Origin of the sequence: Leucobacter rhizosphaerae (assembly GCF_022919175.1) — a bacterium.
GTDB classification, from domain to species: Bacteria; Actinomycetota; Actinomycetes; order Actinomycetales; family Microbacteriaceae; genus Leucobacter; species Leucobacter rhizosphaerae.
Genome location: NZ_CP095043.1, coordinates 415,326 through 437,142 on the forward strand (window position 1 = coordinate 415,326; position 21,817 = coordinate 437,142).

The following is a 21,817-nucleotide window of genomic DNA, read 5'->3' on the forward strand; positions in this document are numbered from 1 at the left end:
CGCCGGTAGGCTGGGTGTATGCGTGATGTTCTCTCAGCCGTCATCGGCAAAGCGGTACGGCAGGTGGCGCGATTGCGCGGCGGCGGTTCGGCTCTGCCCGGACTGGTGATCGAGCGCATCGATCCCGGATTCCTCGCGCGCGTGCTCGGGCGACTGCCCTACGGGGTGATCGCCGTCAGCGGCACCAACGGCAAGACCACCACCACGAAGATGATCGTCGAGATCCTCGAGGCCAGCGGTCTGCGGGTGTTCACGAACCGCACCGGGTCGAACTTCTCGCGCGGCGTGGTCGCAGCGGCGATTCAGGAGTGCTCGGTCACCGGCCGACTCGACGCGGACGTGGCGGTCCTCGAGCTCGATGAGGCGCACGCGATGTACTTCATCGACCGGGTGCGCCCGCGATTCACGCTGCTGCTGAACGTGCTGCGAGATCAACTGGATCGCTTCGGCGAGATCGACGCCACGGCGCGGCTGCTGCAGCGCATCGCGGATGCCACGACCGAGGGGCTCATCGTCAATCGGGAGGATCGGCTCGTCGCGGCGATCGGACAGCAGACCCGGGAGCGCCTCTCCGACACTGCCGAGGTCCGCGAGTTCGGGCTGTCCGATGCGCTGCTGTCGACGTTCCCGAGCGACGATGACTTCCACGCCGCCGCGCTCCCGGTTCGCGAGGTCACCGCGGACGCCGACGTCACTCTCATCGGCCTCGGCGACCACGAGGCAACCTTCCTGATCGACGGCGAGTCGCATCACACCGGGTTGAAACTCGAAGGCCTCTACAACACCTTCAACGCCGCCGCGGCGCTCTCAACGGTGCGCATGGTGCTCGAGCGAGGTCCGATTGCGGGCCGAACGGCCGAGGCCCATCCCTCTGCCTCGATCCCGGATCTGCTCCAGGCGCTGGCCGAAGTGCGCCCGGCCTTCGGCCGCGGCGAGCAGCTGCAGCTCGACGGCCAGCCGCTCGAACTGGTGCTCGTCAAGAACCCCGCCGGGTTCCGGCTCGGCCTCGCCTCGTTCGACCCCGAGGGGGTCTCCGCGATGATCGCGATCAACGATCAGTACGCGGATGGGCGCGACATGTCGTGGCTCTGGGACGTCGAATTCGGGTCCCTCGCCTCCGCCGGGGTGGACATGGTGAGCGGGACGCGAGCCTGGGACATGGCGCTCCGGCTCGAGCACGACGAGGTGCCCGTCGCGGCGGTCGAGGAGGACCTGTCGCGGGCACTGCAGGCGTTCCGGTCGGCGACCACCGGACGGCCGCGGCGGATCTACTGCACTTACACGGCGATGCTTGCACTCCGCAAGGAGCTCGCCGTGCTGACCGACGTGGAGGACATCTGGTGAGCACCCCCGAACTCGTCATCGCCTCGCTCTACCCGCGCGACATGAACATCTACGGCGATCGTGGCAACGTGCTGGCGCTGAGCCGGCGCGCGGAGGCCCAGGGCTTCTCCCCGCGCGTCGTCGAAGTCAACCCGGGTGATCCACTGCCCGCCGACCTGGATATCGTCATCGGCGGTGGCGGACAGGATTCCGGGCAGGGGCGCGTGGCGCTCGATCTCGCGGCACGCGGCGATCAGGTGCGGGATCTCGCAGCCGACGGGACCCCCATGCTCATGGTGTGCGGGCTCTACCAGCTCTTCGGTCATCGCTTCACCACCTACACGGGGGAGGAGCTGGTCGGCATCGGGGTGCTCGACGTCGAAACCCGCGGTGGCGACACCCGCATGATCGGCAACATCGTGCTCGAGTCGGCCGAGTTCGGGGAGATCATCGGATACGAGAATCACAGCGGCGACACGACGCTCGGCCCCGGGTCGCAGCCGCTCGGCCGGGTCGTGCAGGGTGCCGGCAACAATCCGCGCGACGGCGTCGAGGGGGCGCGGACCGCCAATGTCATTGGCAGCTACCTGCACGGGTCCCTGCTGCCGAAGAACCCCGCGCTCAGCGACTTCCTGATCGGGGAGGCTGCGCGGCGTCGCTACGGGAAATTCACTCCGGTCGCCGAGGTGAACGAGACCGTCACCCGCGCTCGTGCCAGCGCCAAGCGGCGCCCGCGGTGACGCGTTGACGGGGCCCGATATCGCCCGCATCGCGCGCATTTCCGCGGCCTGATCGGATCCGTCAGAAAAAGTTCGTCACACTGGGAATATCCACGCGCATGTAATAGTTGACCCACTGTGAACCTCACACTTCGACGAAAGGCCAACCATGAGCATCACCGCTGAGCAGATCCCCGGCTACCGCACCGGCACCTGGACGATCGACCCCACGCACTCCGAGGTGGGCTTCTCGGTCCGTCACCTCGCGATCAGCAAGGTCAAGGGCAAGTTCGAGAACTTCGACGCCACGTTCGTCACCGCGGAGAACCCGCTCGACTCGACCGTCACCGCTTCGGCAGAGGTCGCCTCCGTGAACACCAACGAGAAGAACCGCGACGGTCACCTGCGCACCGGCGATTTCTTCGCTGCTGAGGAGTTCCCCCAGCTCACCTTCGTCTCCACCGGTGCACGCGAGGACGGCGGGGACTTCCTGGTCGACGGCGATCTCACGCTGCGCGGCGTGACGAAGCCCGTCACCTTCACGCTCGAGTTCGGCGGCTTCGGCGAGGACGCCTACGGCAACTACAAGGCGGGCTTCACCGCCTCGACCGTGATCAAGCGCGAGGACTTCGGTCTGAGCTGGAACGCACCCCTCGAAAAGGGCGGCCTCCTCCTCGGCTCCGACGTCACCATCACGCTCGACGTCCAGGCCGCACTCCAGGCCTAGACCTCATCGCGACGCACGCAGCGGGCCCGGATCCATCGATCCGGGCCCGCTGCGTGCGTGCGGAGCCTAGAGCTCGAGGTCCCCGGTGATCCGGCCGCGCACCCGGCGCAGATCCTCCATGAGCGAACCGATCAGGACCCAGTGGTCCGGGTGCGGGCGCGGGATCGTGTACGGCGCGGTGAGTGCTGCGGGTTCGGGGGCGCGGTCGTCCGGGGCGTCCGGGTGGACGAGCAGCTCGAGATCGTGCGCGGCGCGGCGCATCTCCTCGGCCATGCCGACCACCGACGGATCCGTCACGAGATCGGCGGCATACAGATCGTAGAGTGCTCGCGCCATGCCGATCACCTGCGTCACGATGGGCTGCAGGCGCTGGAACAGCGCGTCGTCGTCGGCGAGGCCCTGGCGGTGGCGGCTGCTGCGCGGATTCAGGCGGAGGCTCTCGCGGGCCTGCCGCAGCAGACCGTGCACCCGCGTCCGCTCGGTCTGCAGCTGCCGCGCCTCGGCGTACATCTCGGCGAGCCAGGCCTCATCCCGGGCTTCAGCCAGGCTGTCGGCCAGTCGGCGCAGCACGAGCGCGGTCTGCTCGGTCAGACCCGCGATCGCCGTGTGCACCGAGGAGGTGCGGACCGGGGCGACCACGAGCGCGTTGATCGCCACGCCGATTGCCGCACCGATGGCGGTCTCGATGAGGCGCTCGAATCCGTAGCCGAGCTGCAGGCCGCCGAGCGCAATCATGAGCAGTGCGCTGATCGCGACCTGGTTCGTGGAGGTAGGGGTCATGCGGAAGAGCCAGCCGACGCCCATCGAGACGATGATCGCTGCGATGAAGAGCCACGCCTGCGGACCGAACACCGCCCCGGCGCCGAGGGCCACCGAGACCCCTAGCAGCACACCCACGACCCGCTCGATGCCGCGGGTGAGCGACTGGTCGATGTTGTCCTGCATCACGATGAGCGCGGCGATGGCGCCGAAGATCGGCAGCTGCTCGGGGAAGATCGCGAGGCATACGAACCAGGTGAGGATCGCGGACGCCGCGCCCTTCAGCAACTGCAGCAGCGAGGGCCGCATCGGCACCGTGAACCGCCCCGTGAGGCGACGCTCGACGCGTCGCCAGGGCCGGGTCGGCGGACCGCTCACAGCAGGCCCAGTTTGCGCAGTTCTTCTCGCAGCCGCGCGCCGTCCGGGCCGTAGACCCACGGCACTCCGCTCGTGCTCCGGTGCAGTCGCGCCTTCGAGCGACCACCGGCGAGCACGGCCTCACCGACCGTCAGCTGCCGGATCGCGACGGCCGCGACGTTCTCCGGGTGCGCCGTGGCGAACTCGTGGTACAGCGACTCGTCGTGCTGCCCATCGTCGCCGAAGAGCACCCAGCTGACGTCGGGGAACTCGGACGCGAGCCGCTTCAGCTCGCGCTGCTTGTGCTCGCGACCGCTGCGGAACCAGCGGTCATGCGTCGGCCCCCAGTCGGTGAGGAGGAGCGGCCCCATCGGATACAGGTTGCGCGCGAGGAAGCGGCTGAGCGCCGGCGCGGCGTTCCAGGCGCCCGTGGAGAGGTACAGCACGGGGGAGCCCGGGTGGGCGGCGACGAGGTGATCGAGCATCACGGCCATGCCGGGGGTGGCGGATCGCGCGTGCTCGTCGAGCACAAAACTGTTCCAGGCCGCAACGAACGGCTTCGGGAGCGCCGTGGTCAGGATCGTGTCGTCGACGTCGGAGATGATCCCGATCCGCGCGGACGGGTCGATGATGTTCACGGGGGCGTCCGCCGCTTCGCTGTCGCCCGCCTGCAGCGTCACGGTGTGCCAGCCGGGGGCGAGGGACACGGGGATGTTCGCGTCGATCACCCCACCGCGATCCGCGACCACCTCGGTCACGGGCGTGCCATCGATCAGCACGCGCACGGGCTGGTGCGGCACCGAGAGGCTCGTGAAGGTCCGCCAGCCGCGCACTCGGGACACCTCGGCCACGTCGGGTCGGAACCGCGTGTGCTCACGCGTCTCCGGCTTCAGGTAGAGCACCCGGCCGAGCACGCGCACCCATTCGGTCGAGCCGTACCCGATGTAGGGGATCACGGAGGGGGTCTTGCCCCGCGAGATCGCTCGGCGCGCACGACGGCCGTGCAGCCAGTCCTCCAGCCGCGCCGCGAATCGAGGCCGCGTATCGGGCTGGTCGGGCGAAGTCACCCCCACAGTCTACGGGGCGCTCACCCGCGCGCCTGAGTGCGGTGCCGCGCGCCGCGCGCAGAGGCGGCCCGCACAACTAGCTTCACGTCGAGACGGATTCGCAGCCAACTCTCAGAGAGATTAGAATCGGGGTGATCGGTCGCCGACCGATAGCTCCGGCGAGAATGACCATCTCGTGGCGGATCTCACTAAGGGAGTGCTGCTCCTCGGGTGAGGCGCGGCGTTCTTCGTTCAGGAGCAACTATGGACGAATTTCTCGACCCGCTGTCTCTCGCTCGCTGGCAGTTCGGGCTCACCACGCTCTACCACTTCATCTTCGTGCCGCTCACGATCGGCATGGCGCTCATCGTCGCGATCCTGCAGACCGTCTGGGTCCGCACCGGCAAGGAGAAGTACCTCCGGCTGACGCGACTCTTCGGCAAGATCTTCCTGATCAACTTCGCGATGGGCGTCGTCACCGGCATCGTGCAGGAGTTCCAGTTCGGCATGAACTGGTCCAACTACTCCCGCTTCGTCGGCGACATCTTCGGCGCGCCGCTCGCTATGGAGGGACTCATCGCCTTCTTCTTCGAGGCGACCTTCATCGGGCTCTGGATCTTCGGCTGGGACAAGCTGCCGAAGAAGATCCACCTGCTGACCATCTGGTTCGTGTGGCTCGGGAGCGTGGCCTCCGCCTACTTCATCCTGGCTGCGAACGCGTTCATGCAGAACCCGGTGGGCTTCGAGATCAACGAGGAGCGCGGCCGGGCCGAACTCCTCGACATCGGCGCCGTGCTCACGAACCCGGTCGCGGTGACCCAGTTCCCCCACACCATCTTCGCGGCGACGATGTTCGCCGGCACCGTGATGGTCGCGGTCGCCGCCTGGCACCTGCAGCGCGGGCAGTTCGTCGATGAGATGCGGACCACGCTCCGACTCGGCGCGTGGACGAACATCATCGCCTTCATGGGCGTCGGATTCACCGGTCACTCGCTCGGCATGGTCATGACCGAGACGCAGCCGATGAAGATGGCCGCGGCGGAGGCGCTCTACGACACGGCCTCCGGCGCAGACGCGTCCTTCTCCGTCTTCAGCCTCGGCACCCCCGATGGTGCGCACGAGATCTTCTCGATCCGGATCCCGTACCTGCTCTCGTTCCTCTCCAACGGCACGTTCGACGGGTCCGTCGAGGGCATCCGGGATCTGCAGGCGGAATACACGGAGCTCTACTGCGGTGGTGCGGACAGCCTCCTGACCTGCCCCACCGACGGGCAGTTCGCGCCCATCATCTGGGTCACGTACTGGGCCTTCCGCTGGATGATCGGCCTCGGCGCACTCGCCGCGCTCGTCTCCGCGGTGGGGCTCTGGATCACCCGCAAGAACACGGAGCTTCCGCGCTGGGTGTGGAAGGTCGCGATCTGGACCGCGCCGATCCCGATGCTCGCCTCGCTCGTCGGCTGGGTCTTCACGGAGATGGGGCGTCAGCCCTGGATCGTATTCGGTGTGATGACGACGGAGAACGGCGTGTCACCCGGTGTACCGGGCTGGGCGGTGCTGATCTCCCTCATCGTCTTCACGATCGTCTACGGCGGTCTCGCCGTGGTCGAGTTCAAGCTCATCACGAAGGCCGCGAAGGAAGGCCCACCCGAGATCCCGCGGGCCTCGGGCGACGACACGACCGGCGAACCCGACCAGCAGCAGCTGGGCACGGTCTACTAGGAGGACAGGAACATGGAACTCACCACCATTTGGTTCTTCATCGTCGGCGTGCTGCTCATCGGCTACTTCGTGCTCGACGGCTTCGACTTCGGCGTCGGCATGTCGCTCCCGTTCCTGGGGCGCGACAACACCGACCGCCGGGTCATCATCAACACCATCGGGCCGGTCTGGGATCTCAACGAGACCTGGCTGATCGTCGCGGGCGCTTCGCTCTTCGCGGCCTTCCCCGAGTGGTACGCCACGATGTTCTCAGGCTTCTACCTCGCGCTGCTGGTGATCCTCGTCGCGCTCATCCTCCGCGGGGTGTCGTTCGAGTACCGCCACCTCGGGAAGGGGCAGCGCTGGACGCGCTGGTTCGACCAGTTTATCTTCTGGGGTTCCGTCGTCCCGCCGCTGCTCTGGGGTGTTGCCTTCGCGAACCTCGCGCAGGGCGTGCCGATCGTGCCGATGGACAACGGGGGATGGATCTACGAGGGCACCCTGCTCACGCTGCTGAACCCCTACGGCCTGCTGGGCGGCCTCACGATGCTGCTCCTCACCTTCACGCACGGGCTCGTATTCATCTCCCTGAAGACCGCGGGCGACATCCGCGACCGGGCGCGCGCGATGGCGAAGGGCGTGGGCCTCGTGACGATCGTGGCGGGCGCCGGTTTCTTGATCTGGACCGTGCTGCAGCACCTCGACAGCCCGACCCTCTGGGTCATCGTGCTCTGCGCGATCGTCGCTGCGGTGTCGCTGATCGGCGCCTGGGTCGCGAACGCCGTCGGTCGCGAGGGCTGGGCCTTCACGGGCAACGCCACGGCGATCGTCTTCGCGCTGCTCGCGATCTTCATGTCGATGTTCCCGTACCTCATGCACTCCAGCGTCGATCCGGCGTACTCGATGTCGATCGAGGGTGCGGCCAGCTCGCCCCGGACCCTGGAGCTCATGACCTGGGTCGCGGTGTTCACGCTGCCGCTGGTGCTCGCGTACCAAGCGTGGACGTACTGGATCTTCCGCAAGCGCCTCACCCGGGAGTCGATCCCGGTCGACGCGCACTGAGCCTGCGGTAGATTTGGTGCTGGATCCACTCGCGGAGCGGCCGCAGCGGCCCCCGCGATGGATCCGGCACCGCTCCCAGGCGAGACAGGACACGGCATGAAACCCCTCGACCCGAGGCTGCTGCGCTATGCGCGGGCGGCGCGCGGTGTGTTCGCGGCGGGTGGAATCCTCGGTCTCCTTCGCACGCTCGCGATCATCGTGTGGAGCTGGGCGCTCGCGCAGCTCATCACGATCGTGGTCCTGCCCATGATCGGAGCGCCGACCGGGCGCGTGGCCGAGGGGGCGTTCCCGACCTCGGATCTCTGGTGGGTGCTGCTCGTGGCCGGTGCGGCGCTGCTCCTGCGCTCCGCGGCCGCCTGGGGCATGGACACGGTCGCCGCACGCGGTGCGGTGCGGGTGAAGTCCCAGCTGCGCGGGGCCGCGCTCGACGCGCTCGACGCGGCATCACCTGAGCGTGAGGACGAACGCTCGGACGCGGAGCTCGCGACGTCGCTGGGGCGCGGCCTCGACGCCCTCGACGGGTACTTCTCGGGCTACGTGCCGCAGTTGATCCTGACCGCGATCGCAACGCCCCTGCTGATCCTCGTGCTCCTCCTCGCGGACCCGGTGAGCGCGATCACGGTCATCATCGTGTTCCCCATCATCCCGGTCTTCATGATCCTGATCGGGTTCGCGACCCAGGCGGTGCAGGATCGCCAGTGGGCGCAGCTGCAGCACCTCTCGGCGTCGTTCCTCGATGTCGTCACGGGGCTCGCCACACTCAAGATCTTCCGCCGGGAGGCTCGCCAGTCCGCGCGCATCGCCCGCGAGACGGAGGAGTACCGCTCGCGCACGATGACCGTGCTCCGCGTCACCTTCCTCTCGGGATTCGTGCTCGATCTCGCCGGTACTTTCTCCATCGCCCTCGTCGCGGTGACCGTGGGCACGCGCCTCGTCAACGGCGAGTTCCCGCTCGGGCTCGGCCTCTTCGTGCTGCTGCTCCTGCCCGAGGTGTTCATCCCGATCCGCCAGGTCGGCGCCGCGTTCCACGCGTCGACCGAGGGGCTCTCCGCCTCGACCGAGGTGTTCGAACTCATCGAGCGCGAGCGGCGCCCGCTCGACGCGCCGATCGCGGGGCACCCGGGTGCAGCCGCCGCTCGCACGGGCCTCCGCTTCGACGCGGTCGAGATCCTCCGCAGCGGCCGGCCGGTCTCGTCCCCGGTGTCGTTCTCGGTCGCGCCCGGAGAGGTCGTTGCGCTCGCCGGGCCCTCGGGAGCGGGCAAGTCCACACTCCTGGCCGGGGTGCTCGGGTTCGTCGCTCCCGCGCGCGGACGCATCTCGGGTCCGGCGGACATCGCCTGGTCCGGGCAGCGGCCCGGACTCCTGCAGGGATCGGTCGCGGAGAACGTTGCGCTGGGCGATCCCGAACCCGATGATCTGCTCGTCGCACGGGCGCTCTCCGCCGCGGCGATCCCGGAGCTCGACCCCAGCACCTTGCTTGGCGCCGGCGGGGCCGGACTGTCCGGGGGTCAGGCTCAGCGGGTCGGGATCGCGCGGGCCCTCTATCGCGCGTGGCGGCGCGACGCCGACGTGCTGCTCCTCGACGAGCCGACCTCCGCGTTGGACGCCGAGACGGAGGCCGCGGTGTGCCGCGCCCTCCGCGCTGAGGCCGAGGGCGGTCGCGGGGTGCTCGTCGTGAGCCATCGCCGGCCTGTGCTCGAGTCTGCAGACCGGGTCGTCGAGCTCACCGCCACCCCCTCGGGGGTGCACGCGTGAGCGGGGCACCGAGGGCCGACTCGACGGGCACGGGCCGCGAGGCAGTGCTCGCGCGAGCGATGCCGCGGCTCGGGCGCCGCCTGCCCGGTCTGAGTTTCGGCGTGCTCGCCGATCTGTCGGTGGTGGGGCTGCTCGCGCTCAGCATGTGGCTCATCGTGCGCGCGGGGGATCAGCCCCCGATCCTGCACCTGACGTTTGCGATCGTGGGGGTGCGCGCACTGGCGATCGGGCGGGCGGTCTTCCGCTACACCGAGCGTCTGTTCAGCCACGATGCGGCGCTCGCGCAGCTGGCGACGCTCCGCGCGGAGACCTTCACGGCGCTCATTCCGCGCGTGCCGGGTGCGATCGAGGGGCAGCGTCGCGGCGAGGTGCTGGCCGCGTTCGTGGACGACGTCGACCAGCTGCAGGACGAGCCGCTCCGGGTGCGCCAGCCGCTGATCGTCAGCGGGATCGTCGTGGGGCTCAGCCTCGTGCTCGTCGCGCTCGTGTCCGTTCCGGCGGCGCTCGTGCTGACCGGACTGCTCGGGGCGTCGCTGGCCGTGGCCGTCTGGTGCTCCGAGCGGATCGCGGGGGCCAGCGATCGGGAGCTGAGCGCGGCCCGCGCCGCACTTGTCGATTCTCTGCTCGAGCGCTTCGCCGCCGCCGAGGTGCTGGCCGCGTTCGGCGCGATCGGGGAGCAGCGCGCTCGGATCGCGGCCTGCGAATCCCGGCTCGCGCGGGCCCAGCTGCGCCGGAGCCGGGCTGCGGGACTCACCGGGGCCGTGCTCGCGCTCGGGTCGGGGGCGGCGTCACTGGCCGTGCTCTGGCTCCTCATGCCCCGGGTGGGCGACAGCCTGAGCACCGCCCTCTTCGCCGCCGCGGTCGTCGTGCCCGCGGCCGTCTTCGAGATCAGCGCTCAGATTCCCGCGGCGCTGGCCGCCCGTCGCGCGGTGCGATCGAGCGCGGACCGGGTGGCGTCGCTCACCGAGGCACCATTGCCCGCGGAGATCCCGCACGAGCCCGGCGCGGTCGATGATGTTCCGTCGCAGGTCGCCGGTGATCCCGCAGCACCCCTCGTTGCGGTCGCGTCGCTGGCCGCCCGCCACCCGGGAGCGTCGGCAGATGCGGTGCGCGACGTGTCGTTCGAACTCCGCGCGGGGGAGACGCTCGTGATCACCGGGGAGAGCGGGGCGGGCAAGAGCACGCTTGCCCTCGCCCTCGTGCGGTTCCTCGCGTATCGCGGCAGCTATCGACTGCGCGGTGTCGAGGCCGACACGCTCTCGGGGCCGCAGGTCCGCGCGATCGTCGGGCTGTGCGAGCAGTCGCCGCACCTCTTCGATGCGGATCTGCGGCAGAACCTGAAGTTCGCGCGTGAGGGCGCAAGCGACGACGAGCTGCTCGCGGTGCTCGCGCGTGTGGGGCTGGCGGAGTGGGCCACCGATCGCGGTGGGCTCGACACACGGGTGGGGGAGCAGGGGGCGCTCGTCTCCGGCGGTCAGGCGCAGCGCATCGCACTGGCCCGCGCGATCCTCGCGGACTTCCCGGTGGTCGTGCTCGACGAACCGACGGCCGGCGTCGATCGTGAGGTGGCGGACCGTCTGCTGCGCGACCTGCTCGGCGCCGTGCCCGATGATCGTGCGGTGATCCTGATCACGCACACCGAACTCCCCGCGGAGATCCAGAGCGCCCGGCTGCACCTACCGAGCCGTCGGTAGCGTTGCCTCGACGGGCTCCCAGCTGCGGTCGAGTGCCGCCCGGAACCAGGCGAGGCGATCCTGATCCGCGTCACGCGTCGGATGGCCGTCGACCGTCGTGACCACGCGGATGCCGTGCAGCGCGTTCACGGCCCAGACCTCGGCGTCGCCCAACTCCGCCGGCGAGACGGCGGCCTCGCGAAGTGAGCCGTCCTCGAGCGGGGAGCGCCGTGCGGCGTCGGTGATGAGCGACTCGGTGACCGAAGGCACCCGCGCACCGGGCCCGTCCTGCGGGTCGGCGACGCGCACGCCGCGCGCATCACCAGGCCGCCACCAGATCAGGCTCGTGGTCGCGCCCTCGAGCACGTTCCCCTCCGCGTCGATCAGCAGCGCCTCCGCTCCGAGCGTTCGGTTGAGAGCCGCCAGTCGCTCCAGATTCGGTCCCTTCCGCCCGGGATCGACGAGTGCGACGCCGGGTGCCGTGCGCAGCGCGAGTTCGCGTCCGAGAGGCGGTGCGGGGCGCAGCGTGAGGCCGAGCTCCGGGGCACCGGCGGTGCGACGGGCCTCGAGTCGCGGAAAGCCGGGACCGAACGCGGCGATGCGGTGTGCGGCGTCCCGCAGAAACGCGTCGAGCTCCGCGTCTGACGGGGCCGAGGCCGCGTCGGTCGAACCCGCGGTCGCGGCGGTGACGGCGCGGCGGAAGCGCGCGAGGTGCCGAGTCCAGCCTCGTACCTCCGCGGCGCCGGTCACCGGGTGGGTGCGCACGCGGAAGGAGTCCGCGGCCACGAATCCAGATGTGGGGTCCGAAGAGGCGGCTGTCGGTGTCCTGGGATCCGGGGACACGGGTTCTGAAGCTGTCATGCGTCCGCCGCATCGGTGACGGGGGCGAGCACCGAATAGTCGCGCGGCATCGGCGTGCGGCCGGTGAGCGCGAGCAGCAGGTCGGGTCCGTCGCCGCGTTGGATCGCGAGGCTCGTGGCAGTCCGCGTGGCATCGCGCAGCGACGCAGCTGGGAGCGCGGGGAGCGGGACTTCGTCGGTGATGCGGTGCACGGCCGCCCGGAGATCCAGGCCGTGGACGACGAGTTCGAAGGTCCGCGTGCGCACGTACTCCCGCAGGGGCATGCCCCCGACGATGGTGGTGACGCTGGGTTCCTGCCCTGCCGCAGCTCCGTCGCGACGCGCGTTCGCGAGATCCACCCGGGCGGTGCGCACAAGATCGCTGATGGCCGCCGCGGGATCCGATCCGAGCGCTCGACCCGCGGTCACTCCGCGGGCGTACACGGAATCACCGTCCGACTCCGCGTCGGTGGTCGCGGCGTCGCGTGCCGCAGCGCGTGCCGCGGTCGCGACGAAGTACGCCTCCGCGCTCGGGCACTCCACGTGCGGGGCCGGCGTTCCGAGCGCCCGAGTCAGTGTGGAGAGCGCGCGACCCGTGTGACCGACGAGGTCGCGCACGCACCAGTCGCCCAGACCGGGGGCCGTCCACCCGTCACTCGGGATGCGCTGGACCAGCGCCGCGAACCACGCGGCCGCATCGCCGAAGCTCTCGTCGATCTCCGCAGCCGGGTCCATGCGGCGAGCGTATCATCGCGCAGCCACTACGCTGGGAGCGTGGAAGAGCCGCAGCAGCGCGGGCCCGCGGTGCGCGAGGTGCCCTACCCCGACGACGTCGCCGCGATCGCACGCCGTCTCGAGTCGGCTCCGGCCTGGTGCTGGCTCGACGGCGGGTTCGGTGATGACGCCGACTGGAGCTACCTCGCCATCGCCTCGGAGGTGCGGACGGCTGCGAGGGGCGGAGAGCAGCGCTTTCTCGAGGATCTGCGTGCGGCGGCGTCGGTTTCTTCGGCTCCCGTCGAGCCCTCGGCGTTCTCAGCTTCTTCTGCCGCCGACCTCACCGGGTTTACCGGCGGCTGGGTCGCGGCCCTCGGGTACGAGTTCGGGGTGGCGTTGCTCGGCCTCGACCCTGCCGAGGACGACGCCGAGCCCGCGTTTGCACTGCGGATCGAGACCGTGCTCGCGATCCACCACGCGACTCGTCGAGCGGAGCTCCGTGGCACCGATGCTGCGTCCCTCGATCGGTGGTGGGTGCGGTTCGGAGCGGAACTGCCGAGTTCAGAGCTGGGGGAGGTCTCCACGGGGCAACGGTCCTGGGCGTCGGACCTGCCGCGTGCGAAACCCACCGCGGCGCACTGGCGACAGTCCGATGCGTCCTACGCGGCCCAGGCCTCCGCGTGCCAGCGGAAGATCGTGGACGGGGAGTCGTATGTGCTGTGCCTCACCGACACCGCCGAGCTGGAGGGCGTGTCGACCCCGCCCCTCGACCTCTTTCTGCGCCTTCGCGGCCGCGGGGGTGCCATCCGTGGTGCCGTCATCGTCGCGGGCGACCGTGCTCTCGTCAGCGCGAGCCCCGAGCGCTTCCTGAGCGTGCAGGACCGCACCGTGTCGACGCACCCCATCAAGGGCACGCGCCCGCGCAGCGCTGATCCCGCAGCCGACGCCCGACTGGCCGCAGACCTTGCCGCCGACCCGAAGGAGCGGGCCGAGAACCTGATGATCGTGGACCTCATGCGCAACGACCTCAGCCGGGTGTGCGAACCCGGTTCCGTGGGGGTCGACGGCTTCCTCCGGGTCGAGTCCCACCCGCACGTGCATCAGCTCGTGAGCACGGTCTCGGGCCAGCTGCGCGCGGGCCTCGACGCGGTCGACGCCATCGCTGCCGCGTTCCCCGGGGGATCGATGACGGGTGCGCCGAAGCGTCGGGCCGTCGAGATCCTCGGCGCCCTGGAGGGGGGCCCGCGCGGCCTCTACTCGGGATGCTTCGGGTGGGTCGATGCGCGAGGGGACCTCGAACTCGCCATGACGATCCGCTCGATCGAGCTTCGTGGACTACGCGGACCGGCGGCCGACCGAAGTGCGCGCGTCGGAGCCGGTGGTGGGGTGACGGCGGACTCGGATCCCGAGTCCGAGCTTCGGGAGAAGCACCTGAAAGCCGCGCCACTCCTCGCCGCGCTCCGCGGGGCCGACCCGAGCAGCGAATAACGGTAGTCTGGGTGTGAGTGTGCCTGCGGCGCGGGCACGGTGAGTTCAACCAGATCGAGGTGTGTGTGACCGAGCAGCAGGGCCGCGAGGCCGAGGGCTACGACTTCCAGGCGATCCAGGATCGCTGGCTTCCCGTCTGGGAGCAGTTGAAGCCTTTTGAGGTCGGCCAGGACGCGGGTGCCGACGGTGCCGCGGCCAAGCCGACGAAGTACGTGCTCGACATGTTCCCGTACCCCTCCGGCGACCTCCACATGGGCCACGCTGAGGCGTTCTGCTTCGGCGACGTTCTTGCGCGATACTGGCGCGGGCAGGGCTACGACGTGCTGCACCCGATCGGCTGGGACTCGTTCGGACTGCCGGCGGAGAACGCGGCGATCAAGCGCGGCGTCGATCCGCGCGACTGGACCTACGCGAACATCGACCAGCAGAAGGCGTCCTTCCGGGTCTACGCGCCGTCGTTCGACTGGAGCCGCGTGCTGCACACGAGCGACCCCGAGTACTACAAGTGGAACCAGTGGATCTTCTTGAAGATGTACGAGAAGGGCCTCGCCTACCGGAAGGCCAGCTGGGTCAACTGGGACCCGATCGATCAGACCGTGCTCGCGAACGAGCAGGTGCTGCCCGACGGCACCTCGGAGCGCTCGGGTGCGATGGTCGTGAAGAAGAAGCTGACGCAGTGGTACTTCCGCATCACGGACTACGCGGATCGTCTGCTCGACGACCTCGACCAGCTCGAGGGCAAGTGGCCGACCAAGGTGCTCAACATGCAGCGCAACTGGATCGGCCGCTCGCGTGGCGCGGAGGTCGAGTTCGAGATCGAGGGCCGCAGCGCGAAGGTGCCCGTGTTCACGACGCGTCCCGACACGCTCCACGGTGCGACCTTCATGGTCGTGGCCCCCGATGCCGATCTCGCCGCTGAGCTCGCCGCCGGTGCGTCGCCGGAGGTGCGCATGCAGTTCCAGGCATATCTGGAGCAGACGCAAAAGCAGACCGAGATCGAGCGGCAGAATGCGGACCGCGAGAAAACCGGTGTGTTCCTCGACCACTTCGCCGTGAACCCGGTCAACGGGGAGCGCATTCCCGTGTGGGCATCCGACTACGTGCTCGCCGATTACGGCCACGGTGCGATCATGGCGGTCCCGGCGCACGATCAGCGCGACCTCGACTTCGCGCGGACGTTCGAGCTGCCCGTCCGGGTCGTGGTCGACGTGCGTGACGCCGACGGTGCCCAGCTCGCGGATCCGGCGGAGAGCGGGATCGCGACGTCTGGCGACGGTGTGGTGGTGAACTCCGGTGAGCTCGACGGCCTCGGCAAAACGGAGGCCATCGCGCGGGCGATCGAGATCCTCGAGGCCCGCGGCACCGGCCGCGCGACCACGACCTACCGGCTCCGCGACTGGCTCATCTCGCGGCAGCGCTACTGGGGCACGCCGATCCCGATCCTGCACGCCGAGGACGGTTCGATGCAGCCGGTGCCCGAGGCCGCGCTGCCCGTCGAACTGCCGTCCACGGAGGGGCTCGACCTGAAGCCGAAGGGCACCTCGCCCCTCGGCGGTGCCGAACGGTGGTCGACGGTGATCGACCCGGAGACCGGCGCCAAACTCACTCGCGACCCGGACACGATGGACACCTTCGTCGACAGCTCCTGGTACTACTTCCGGTTCCTCTCGGCGAACGACAGCACGCAGGCGTTCGATCCGGAGCAGGCGAAGAAGTGGGCCCCCGTCGATCAGTACGTGGGTGGAGTGGAGCATGCGATCCTCCACCTGCTGTACTCGCGCTTCATCACGAAGGTGATGCACGACCTCGGGTACATCGACTTCGAAGAGCCGTTCATCGAAATGCTCAACCAGGGCATGGTGCTGCTCGACGGTGCGAAGATGTCGAAGTCCAAGGGCAACCTCGTGGAGTTCGCGTCGGAGCTGCGGGATCACGGCGCCGATGCGCTGCGGGTGACCCTCGCCTTCGCCGGGCCGCCGGAAGACGACATCGACTGGGCCGACGTCTCGGTGCAGGGATCCGCGAAGTTCCTCGCCCGCGCGTGGCGCGTGGCAGACGACGTGGCGAGCCCGGCTGGGGTCGACTTCGCGGGCGGCGACGCCGGACTGCGCAAGCACACCCACCACCTGCTCGCGGACGCCCCCGGGCTCATCGAGTCGTACAAGTTCAACGTGGTCGTGGCGCGCCTCATGGATCAGGTCAACGTGACCCGCAAGGCGATCGACTCCGGAGCCGGCGCGGCGGACCCCGCCGTCCGCGAGTCGGCCGAGGCGATCGCCGTGATCCTCTCGCTCTTCGCGCCGTACGCGGCGGAGGACATGTGGGCGAAGCTCGGTCACGAGCCGACCGTGGCGCTCGTGACGTGGCCGACTGCGGACCCGGCGCTGCTCGTGGAGAACGAGGTGACGATGGTCGTCCAGGTCGACGGCAAGGTGCGGGATCGGCTCACGCTGCCCGCCTCCGTGAACGAGGCGGAGGCGGAGGCCGCTGCTCGTGCATCGGCCGGGGTGCAGCGCGCGATCGGGGACCGTCAGGTGGTCAACGTCGTGGTGCGCGTGCCGAAGATCGTGAGCATCGCGACGAAGCCGGCGTAGGTTGGAGCGGTTCGGGCTGACGTGAGGCCCGCACCGGTGCTGTTCCCGGGGGCGTTGTCCGCTCACCTGGGGTGATCTGTGCCGCACCGGTCTGCGGTGTCCACAGATGGGGTTCCGTCGACCGCTCGGGCGCGATCGCCGCCTAGCGTGGCGGCATGCGACTCTCACTGACACCCGACGCCGAGCTCACGACCCCTTCCGGCGGCCCACCGTCCGACGACGTCCCATCGTCCGAGACGATCCTCGACCGGGGCCTGTGGCGGGCTCGCGAGAGCGCACCGTCGGGCTCTGGCGCGCCCGATCCGCTCGAGTGGGTACCTGCGCCGTCCCTCCGCGAGCGGATTTTCCGAGCGGTGTCGATCCCCGCGGTGGCGGGCGGCGCGGTGTTCGTCGCCGCGGTGGTGATCGCGATCATCGTGACGGTGCTGCAGGTCCGCCCGGCCGAGTCGCTGTCGGCCGGGAACGGCGCCCTTGCTGAGTCCACGGGGGCGATGGTCGAAGCGGCACCGGGCGAGGGCAGTTCCGGCGGATCCGACGCCGGCACGACGACCGACTCGAACGCCCCGGTCGCCGCGCCTGCGAGCGGGGGCGGGGACGGCACGGGCGCGGCGGCCGGACGCGTGACCGTGCACGTGGTGGGTGAGGTCGTGCGTCCAGGCGTGTTGGAGGTCGCCGCGGGAACGCGTGTCGGGGAGCTCGTTGACGCAGCCGGTGGCGCCACCGACGCGGCAGTGCTCGCCGCGGTCAATCTCGCTCGCCCGGTCGTCGACGGGGAGCAGGTCGTGATTCCGAATGCCGATTTGGTCGCGACGGGCGGCGGCGCGCTGGGCAGCTCGGCAGCGGCCGGTGCGCCTCCGGGGGCGGCATCTTCGGACTCCAATGGAGCTCCGACCGTCGTCAACCTGAACACCGCGGATCTCGGTGCGCTCGACACACTGCCGGGGGTCGGCCCCGCGATCGGGCAGCGCATTCTCGACTGGCGCCAGGCCAATGGAGTCTTCAGCTCCGTCGATCAGCTGCTGGACGTTCCCGGGGTCGGGGAGAAGATGCTGGGAGCGCTGCGCGCGCAGGTGACGGTGTGAATCGGGCGCCGCCCGGGTCGTGGCGTCTCCTGAGTGCCGCAGCCGTGGCGTGGGCGCTGGCCGCGTGCGCAGTGACTGCGCAGAGCGCGGCGGGGAATGGTGGCGGCTTCGGGTTCGGTCCGTGGATCGCCGGGATCGCGGCGGCCCTCGGGTGCGTGCTGTGGAGATGGTTCCCCGGCGCCTGGCGCGTGACGGTACTCGGGTGCGCGGTACTCGTGCTCCTCGGTGCGCGCATCGGCGTGGCCGAGTGGCAGCGCGCGGACCCCGGGCTCGCTCGGGCTGCGGCGACGCGGGCCATGGTCGATCTGCAGGCGACCGTGCGCGGATACCCGGAGGACGTCGAGACCGGAGCCGACCGAGCGTCCGGGTCGTGGGTACGCGCCGACGTCGACACCCCGCGGGGGTTGGTGCCGGTGCTGCTGTGGCTCCGCGGTTCCGCTGCGGGAGCCTCGTCGTCAGCTTCCGGCGACGACGCGCTCGCACCCGGTGTGCAGCTGCGGGTGTCCGGCCGTATCGAGGCACTGGGGCCGGGGTCCAGTGCGGTGTACGGGGTGGCGGTCGCGGAGGGGACCGAGGCCGCCGGCACGGGTGGGAGCCGCGTCGCCGTGGCCCTGCGGCATGGGCTGCACGACGCCGCGGCCGAGGTGACGGGTGCCGAGCTGGTCCCCGGGTTCGCGGTGGGAGACACGAGTCTCGTCTCAGAGGCCCTCAACGAGCGGATGCGGCAGAGTTCGCTGACGCACTTGGTCGCGGTGTCTGGGGCGAACTGCGCGCTCGTGACCAGCGCGCTCATCGCGGTCTCGGCGGGCCTCGGGGCGGGGCGGCGCGTCCGGCTCCTGGTCGCCGCCGTTGCGCTCGGCGGTTTCGTCGTTGTGGTCGGGCCCGACCCGAGTGTGCAGCGCGCTGCGATTATGGCCGTGGTCGTCCTCGTCTCCGGGTACGGCGGCAAACGGGCGGTCGCGCTTCCGGCGCTCGGTCTCGCGATGATCACGCTGCTCATTGCGGACCCGTGGCAGGCGGTGCAGCCGGGCTTTGCGATGTCCGTGGCTGCGACCGCTGGCATCCTCGTGCTGGTGCCGTCGCTCGTGCGGGCCGGGCGTCGGCTGACCCGGTTGCCGGTCTGGCTCGTCACACCCGTAGCGGTCGCGTTCGCCGCGCAGCTGGCATGCGGGCCGCTGCTCCTCCTGCTCGACCCGGGGCTCCCCGCCGTCGGCGTGCTCGCGAACGTCCTCGCCGGACCGGCTGCGCCGCTCGGCACGGGGCTCGGGCTGCTCGCGCTGAGTGCGCTGCCGTTCTCTTCGGCACTCGGCACCGGATTCGTCCAGCTGGCCGCACTTCCCGCTCGATGGGTCGCCGCGACGGCGGAGGTCTGCGCGGGGCTGCCGCTGGCGCGCTGGGAGTGGCCGGGAGGGTGGAGCGGGGCGATCCTGCTCGCGACCGCGCAGGCCCTCTTCCTGCTCGGCTGGCTCGTCCGATCCGGCCGCGTGGCACTCCCGGATGGGACGCGCGCGGCGCTCAGGGGACCCTGGCACGAGCGTTCGAGCAGTCCTCGCAGTATTCGCACCGTCGCTGCCGTGCTGCTGTGCGGCGGCGCAGCGATCGTCGTAAGCATGTCGGCCGTCGGGCCGATGACCAGCCGCGCGACCACTGCGCGCGACTGGGCGATCGTCGCCTGCGATGTCGGACAGGGCGATGCCATCATGCTGCGGGACCCGGCACACCCTCAGCAGGTCGTGCTGGTCGACACGGGCGACGACCAGGAGCGCCTCCGGGCCTGCGTGCAGCGGTTCGGCGTGCAACGGATTGCGCTCCTCGTGCTGACCCACGACGACCGGGACCACGTCGGAGCGCTCGACGCGGTGGGCGGGATCGTCCAGCGGGCGATCATCGCACCGGCAACGCGCGAAGACGAGAGCCGTGGCACCGAGCGTCCCGTCGTGGCGTCGCTCGATCGCCGCGGCATCCCGCACCGGATCGCCGCGGCCGGTGCCAGGAGCACGTCAGGTGATGCCGTCGGGTGGCGAGTGCTCGCCCCGCCGGTCGGGATCGCTCCGGCCGAGAGCAACGACGCGAGTCTGATCATTCGGGTGCAGGTGGGTGGGCTGAGCGTGCTCCTGCTCGGCGACTCCGGGCGAGACGAGCACGCGGCGCTGCTGGCTCGGGAGCCGAGTCTCACCGCGGACGTCGTCAAGATCGCGCACCACGGATCTCGGGACGCCGACATGCGGGTCGTGACCCAGACCGGAGCCGATGTTGCCCTCATCTCGGTCGGGGCGGACAACGGATACGGGCATCCCGCACCGGAGACGCTGCGCGCGCTGGATGTCGCGGGCACCGAGGCGCTTCGCACGGACGAGCGGGGATCCATCGCGATCTCCGGGAGTCCGGGGGACCTGCAGGTCTGGAGCGAGCGGAGCCCGCCGGATGTCCGAGGTGGCGAGTAGTCTGGTGGGGTGGCAGCAGCACGAAGCACCAAGGCGAAGATCCCTCAGCTCGACTGGAGCGAGGCGCACCCCGCAGCTGTCGTGCTGATCACGGGGCCGGAGGGGTTTCTCGCCGACCGGGCCGGGCAGAGCGTTCGCGACGCGCTGAAGTCGGCTCACGCCGATCTTGAGGTCCACGACGTCGATGCGTCCTCGTACACCGCCGGGGAGCTCTTCACCTTCGCGAGCCCCTCGCTCTTCGCCGAGCCACGCCTGATTCGGGTCGACAGCGTCGAGAAGTGCTCAGACGCGTTCCTGGAGGACGCGAAGCGATACGTCGCGCAGCCTGCCGAAGAGACCACCCTGGTGCTTCGCCACGCCGGGGGCCAGCGCGGCAAGGCACTGCTCGACCTGATCCGCTCAGGAACGGGCATCGAGGTCGTGTGCCCCGAGATCAAGAAGGATCAGGATCGCCTGACCTTCGCACAGGGGGAGTTCCGACGGCTTGGCGCGCAGATCACTCCCGGGGCGCTCCGCATGCTCGTGGCCGCCTACTCCGGCGGGGTCGGCGAGCTCGCTGGGGCGTGCGCGCAGTTGGTGTCCGATGCCGGCACACGCATCAGCGAGGAAGAGGTCAATCGCGCGACCGAGGGGCGGGTGGAGACGAACGCCTTCAAAGTCGCCGACGCGGCGACCGCGGGTCGTGCCGCCGAGGCCCTCGTGCTGTTGCGGCAGGCGTTCTCGACGGGCACCGATCCGATTCCGATGCTCGCGGCGCTGAACTTCAAGATGCGCGGCATCGCGCGGGCCTACGGTGCGACCGGAAGCGGCGGTCAGCTCGCCAAAGATCTGGGGATGGCGCCGTGGCAGGCGGACCGCGCCGTGAAGGACGCACGGGCGTGGCGCGAGGAGGACCTGGCCCGCTGCATCGACCTCGCGGCGGAGACGGAGTGGCTGCTCAAGGGCGGCAGCCGCGATCCCGAGTACGCGCTCGAGAAGTACCTGCTCTTCGTCGCGCGCCGCGGCCGCTGAGGGCGGACGTCCGGGAGACCTGAGGCGCCCGGGACACCTGCAGCGCGTGGGACGCCGAACTCACGGGCTCCCGAGTGCCGAACGGCCTGGGAATGCACGAACCCCCGGGCTCCGAGGAGCACGGGGGTTCGGATGCAGCGAGTGCGAGCCTAGATGGCGGCCACCTGGGCGGCGATCTTCGACTTGCGGTTCGCAGCCTGGTTCTTGTGGATGACACCCTTCGAAACGGCCTTGTCGAGCTTGCGGCTCGCGACCTTCAGCTTGGCCTCGGCGGCAGCCTTGTCGCCGGACGCGATCGCCTCGCGCGCAGCGCGGATCACGGTGCGGAGCTCGCTCTTGTACGCACGGTTGCGCTCAGTCGCCTTCTGGTTGGTCTTGATGCGCTTGATCTGCGACTTGATGTTTGCCACGTTGAGTAGTGTCCTTAAAACGTAAGAGATTTGACGATGGTCCGATCGGCGAGAGAGGGCGCCTCACGGGATGTGTGGTGTGAACCACACGCAAGCCAAGAACCAACGATATCAGA

At 70.0% G+C, this 21,817-nt stretch carries 17 protein-coding genes; 12 read left to right on the forward strand and 5 right to left on the reverse strand.

Going from position 1 to position 21,817, the window contains the following annotated elements; all coding sequences use genetic code 11:
• Positions 1-18 precede the first annotated feature (18 nt).
• The 3 genes from MUN76_RS01915 (at position 19) to MUN76_RS01925 (ending at position 2,769) form a co-directional block, all read left to right on the forward strand.
• Complete coding sequence (locus MUN76_RS01915; protein ID WP_244686662.1) at positions 19-1,344, forward strand: Mur ligase family protein; 1,326 nt, start codon at positions 19-21, stop codon at positions 1,342-1,344.
• Positions 1,341-2,063, forward strand: coding sequence for a type 1 glutamine amidotransferase (locus tag MUN76_RS01920; protein ID WP_256451799.1), 723 nt, complete (start codon positions 1,341-1,343; stop codon positions 2,061-2,063). The genes MUN76_RS01915 and MUN76_RS01920 overlap by 4 nt, the downstream gene beginning before the upstream one ends.
• Before the next feature lie 148 nt (positions 2,064-2,211).
• Entirely contained in the window at positions 2,212-2,769 is a 558-nt protein-coding gene (locus tag MUN76_RS01925) for a YceI family protein (protein ID WP_244686664.1), read from the forward strand.
• Between the two features lie 66 nt (positions 2,770-2,835).
• On the opposite strand, the gene MUN76_RS01930 is transcribed toward MUN76_RS01925, so the two are convergent.
• Both MUN76_RS01930 and MUN76_RS01935 read right to left on the reverse strand, forming a co-directional pair.
• A complete protein-coding gene (locus MUN76_RS01930; protein WP_244686666.1) occupies positions 2,836-3,906 on the reverse strand; it encodes an FUSC family protein in 1,071 nt (356 codons plus the stop codon).
• Positions 3,903-4,952, reverse strand: a complete 1,050-nt coding sequence (locus tag MUN76_RS01935) for an App1 family protein phosphatidate phosphatase (protein WP_244686668.1) — start codon at positions 4,950-4,952, stop codon at positions 3,903-3,905. Before MUN76_RS01935 ends, MUN76_RS01930 begins: the two co-directional genes overlap by 4 nt.
• Before the next feature lie 243 nt (positions 4,953-5,195).
• Here MUN76_RS01935 and MUN76_RS01940 point away from each other — a divergent pair, with 243 nt between their 5' ends.
• The 4 genes from MUN76_RS01940 to cydC all read left to right on the forward strand — a co-directional run bounded on the left by MUN76_RS01940 (position 5,196) and on the right by cydC (position 11,140).
• Entirely contained in the window at positions 5,196-6,650 is a 1,455-nt protein-coding gene (locus tag MUN76_RS01940) for a cytochrome ubiquinol oxidase subunit I (RefSeq protein ID WP_244686670.1), read from the forward strand.
• 12 nt (positions 6,651-6,662) lie between these two features.
• Positions 6,663-7,691, forward strand: a complete 1,029-nt coding sequence (gene cydB, locus MUN76_RS01945; protein ID WP_244686671.1) for a cytochrome d ubiquinol oxidase subunit II — start codon at positions 6,663-6,665, stop codon at positions 7,689-7,691.
• A 96-nt stretch (positions 7,692-7,787) separates the two neighbouring features.
• Positions 7,788-9,446, forward strand: coding sequence for a thiol reductant ABC exporter subunit CydD (cydD, locus tag MUN76_RS01950; RefSeq protein WP_244686673.1), 1,659 nt, complete (start codon positions 7,788-7,790; stop codon positions 9,444-9,446).
• Positions 9,443-11,140 (forward strand): thiol reductant ABC exporter subunit CydC, encoded by a 1,698-nt coding sequence (gene cydC, locus MUN76_RS01955; RefSeq protein WP_346730403.1) that lies wholly within the window; start codon positions 9,443-9,445, stop codon positions 11,138-11,140. The genes cydD and cydC overlap by 4 nt, the downstream gene beginning before the upstream one ends.
• On the opposite strand, the gene MUN76_RS01960 is transcribed toward cydC, so the two are convergent.
• Both MUN76_RS01960 and MUN76_RS01965 read right to left on the reverse strand, forming a co-directional pair.
• Positions 11,123-11,905, reverse strand: coding sequence for an aminotransferase class IV (locus tag MUN76_RS01960; protein ID WP_244686675.1), 783 nt, complete (start codon positions 11,903-11,905; stop codon positions 11,123-11,125). The two genes, cydC and MUN76_RS01960, sit on opposite strands and share 18 nt — an antisense overlap.
• 71 nt (positions 11,906-11,976) lie before the next feature.
• Positions 11,977-12,693: a maleylpyruvate isomerase N-terminal domain-containing protein gene (locus MUN76_RS01965; protein WP_244686676.1), complete on the reverse strand. Its 717-nt coding sequence runs from the start codon at positions 12,691-12,693 to the stop codon at positions 11,977-11,979.
• Positions 12,694-12,732: 39 nt separating this feature from the next.
• Between MUN76_RS01965 and MUN76_RS01970 the strand changes: the two genes are divergently transcribed.
• The 5 genes from MUN76_RS01970 (at position 12,733) to holA (ending at position 21,291) form a co-directional block, all read left to right on the forward strand.
• A complete protein-coding gene (locus tag MUN76_RS01970) occupies positions 12,733-14,160 on the forward strand; it encodes an anthranilate synthase component I family protein (RefSeq protein WP_244686678.1) in 1,428 nt (475 codons plus the stop codon).
• A 65-nt stretch (positions 14,161-14,225) separates the two neighbouring features.
• The gene (gene leuS, locus MUN76_RS01975) at positions 14,226-16,754 is read left to right on the forward strand and encodes a leucine--tRNA ligase (protein WP_244686680.1); all 2,529 of its coding nucleotides are present in this window, start codon (positions 14,226-14,228) and stop codon (positions 16,752-16,754) included.
• 155 nt (positions 16,755-16,909) lie between these two features.
• Positions 16,910-17,836 carry a ComEA family DNA-binding protein gene (locus MUN76_RS01980; protein ID WP_244686682.1) on the forward strand — a complete coding sequence of 309 codons (927 nt, stop codon included), beginning with the start codon at positions 16,910-16,912 and terminating at the stop codon, positions 17,834-17,836.
• Positions 17,837-17,907: 71 nt separating this feature from the next.
• Entirely contained in the window at positions 17,908-20,280 is a 2,373-nt protein-coding gene (locus MUN76_RS01985; RefSeq protein ID WP_244686684.1) for a ComEC/Rec2 family competence protein, read from the forward strand.
• A 9-nt stretch (positions 20,281-20,289) separates the two neighbouring features.
• Positions 20,290-21,291: a DNA polymerase III subunit delta gene (gene holA / locus MUN76_RS01990; RefSeq protein ID WP_244686686.1), complete on the forward strand. Its 1,002-nt coding sequence runs from the start codon at positions 20,290-20,292 to the stop codon at positions 21,289-21,291.
• Positions 21,292-21,440: 149 nt separating this feature from the next.
• Here holA and rpsT read toward each other — a convergent pair whose 3' ends face one another.
• Positions 21,441-21,701, reverse strand: a complete 261-nt coding sequence (gene rpsT, locus MUN76_RS01995) for a 30S ribosomal protein S20 (protein WP_244686687.1) — start codon at positions 21,699-21,701, stop codon at positions 21,441-21,443.
• Between the last annotated feature and the right edge of the window lie 116 nt (positions 21,702-21,817).

Excerpts from the sequence above, each read along its gene's own strand:
- MUN76_RS01980 (WP_244686682.1), top strand. The coding sequence starts at position 16,910 with ATGCGACTCTCACTGACACCCGACGCCGAGCTCACGACCCCTTCCGGC.
- MUN76_RS01915 (WP_244686662.1), top strand. The coding sequence starts at position 19 with ATGCGTGATGTTCTCTCAGCCGTCATCGGCAAAGCGGTACGGCAGGTG.
- MUN76_RS01965 (WP_244686676.1), bottom strand. The coding sequence starts at position 12,693 with ATGGACCCGGCTGCGGAGATCGACGAGAGCTTCGGCGATGCGGCCGCG.
- cydD (WP_244686673.1), top strand. The coding sequence starts at position 7,788 with ATGAAACCCCTCGACCCGAGGCTGCTGCGCTATGCGCGGGCGGCGCGC.
- MUN76_RS01940 (WP_244686670.1), top strand. The coding sequence starts at position 5,196 with ATGGACGAATTTCTCGACCCGCTGTCTCTCGCTCGCTGGCAGTTCGGG.
- cydB (WP_244686671.1), top strand. The coding sequence starts at position 6,663 with ATGGAACTCACCACCATTTGGTTCTTCATCGTCGGCGTGCTGCTCATC.
- MUN76_RS01925 (WP_244686664.1), top strand. The coding sequence starts at position 2,212 with ATGAGCATCACCGCTGAGCAGATCCCCGGCTACCGCACCGGCACCTGG.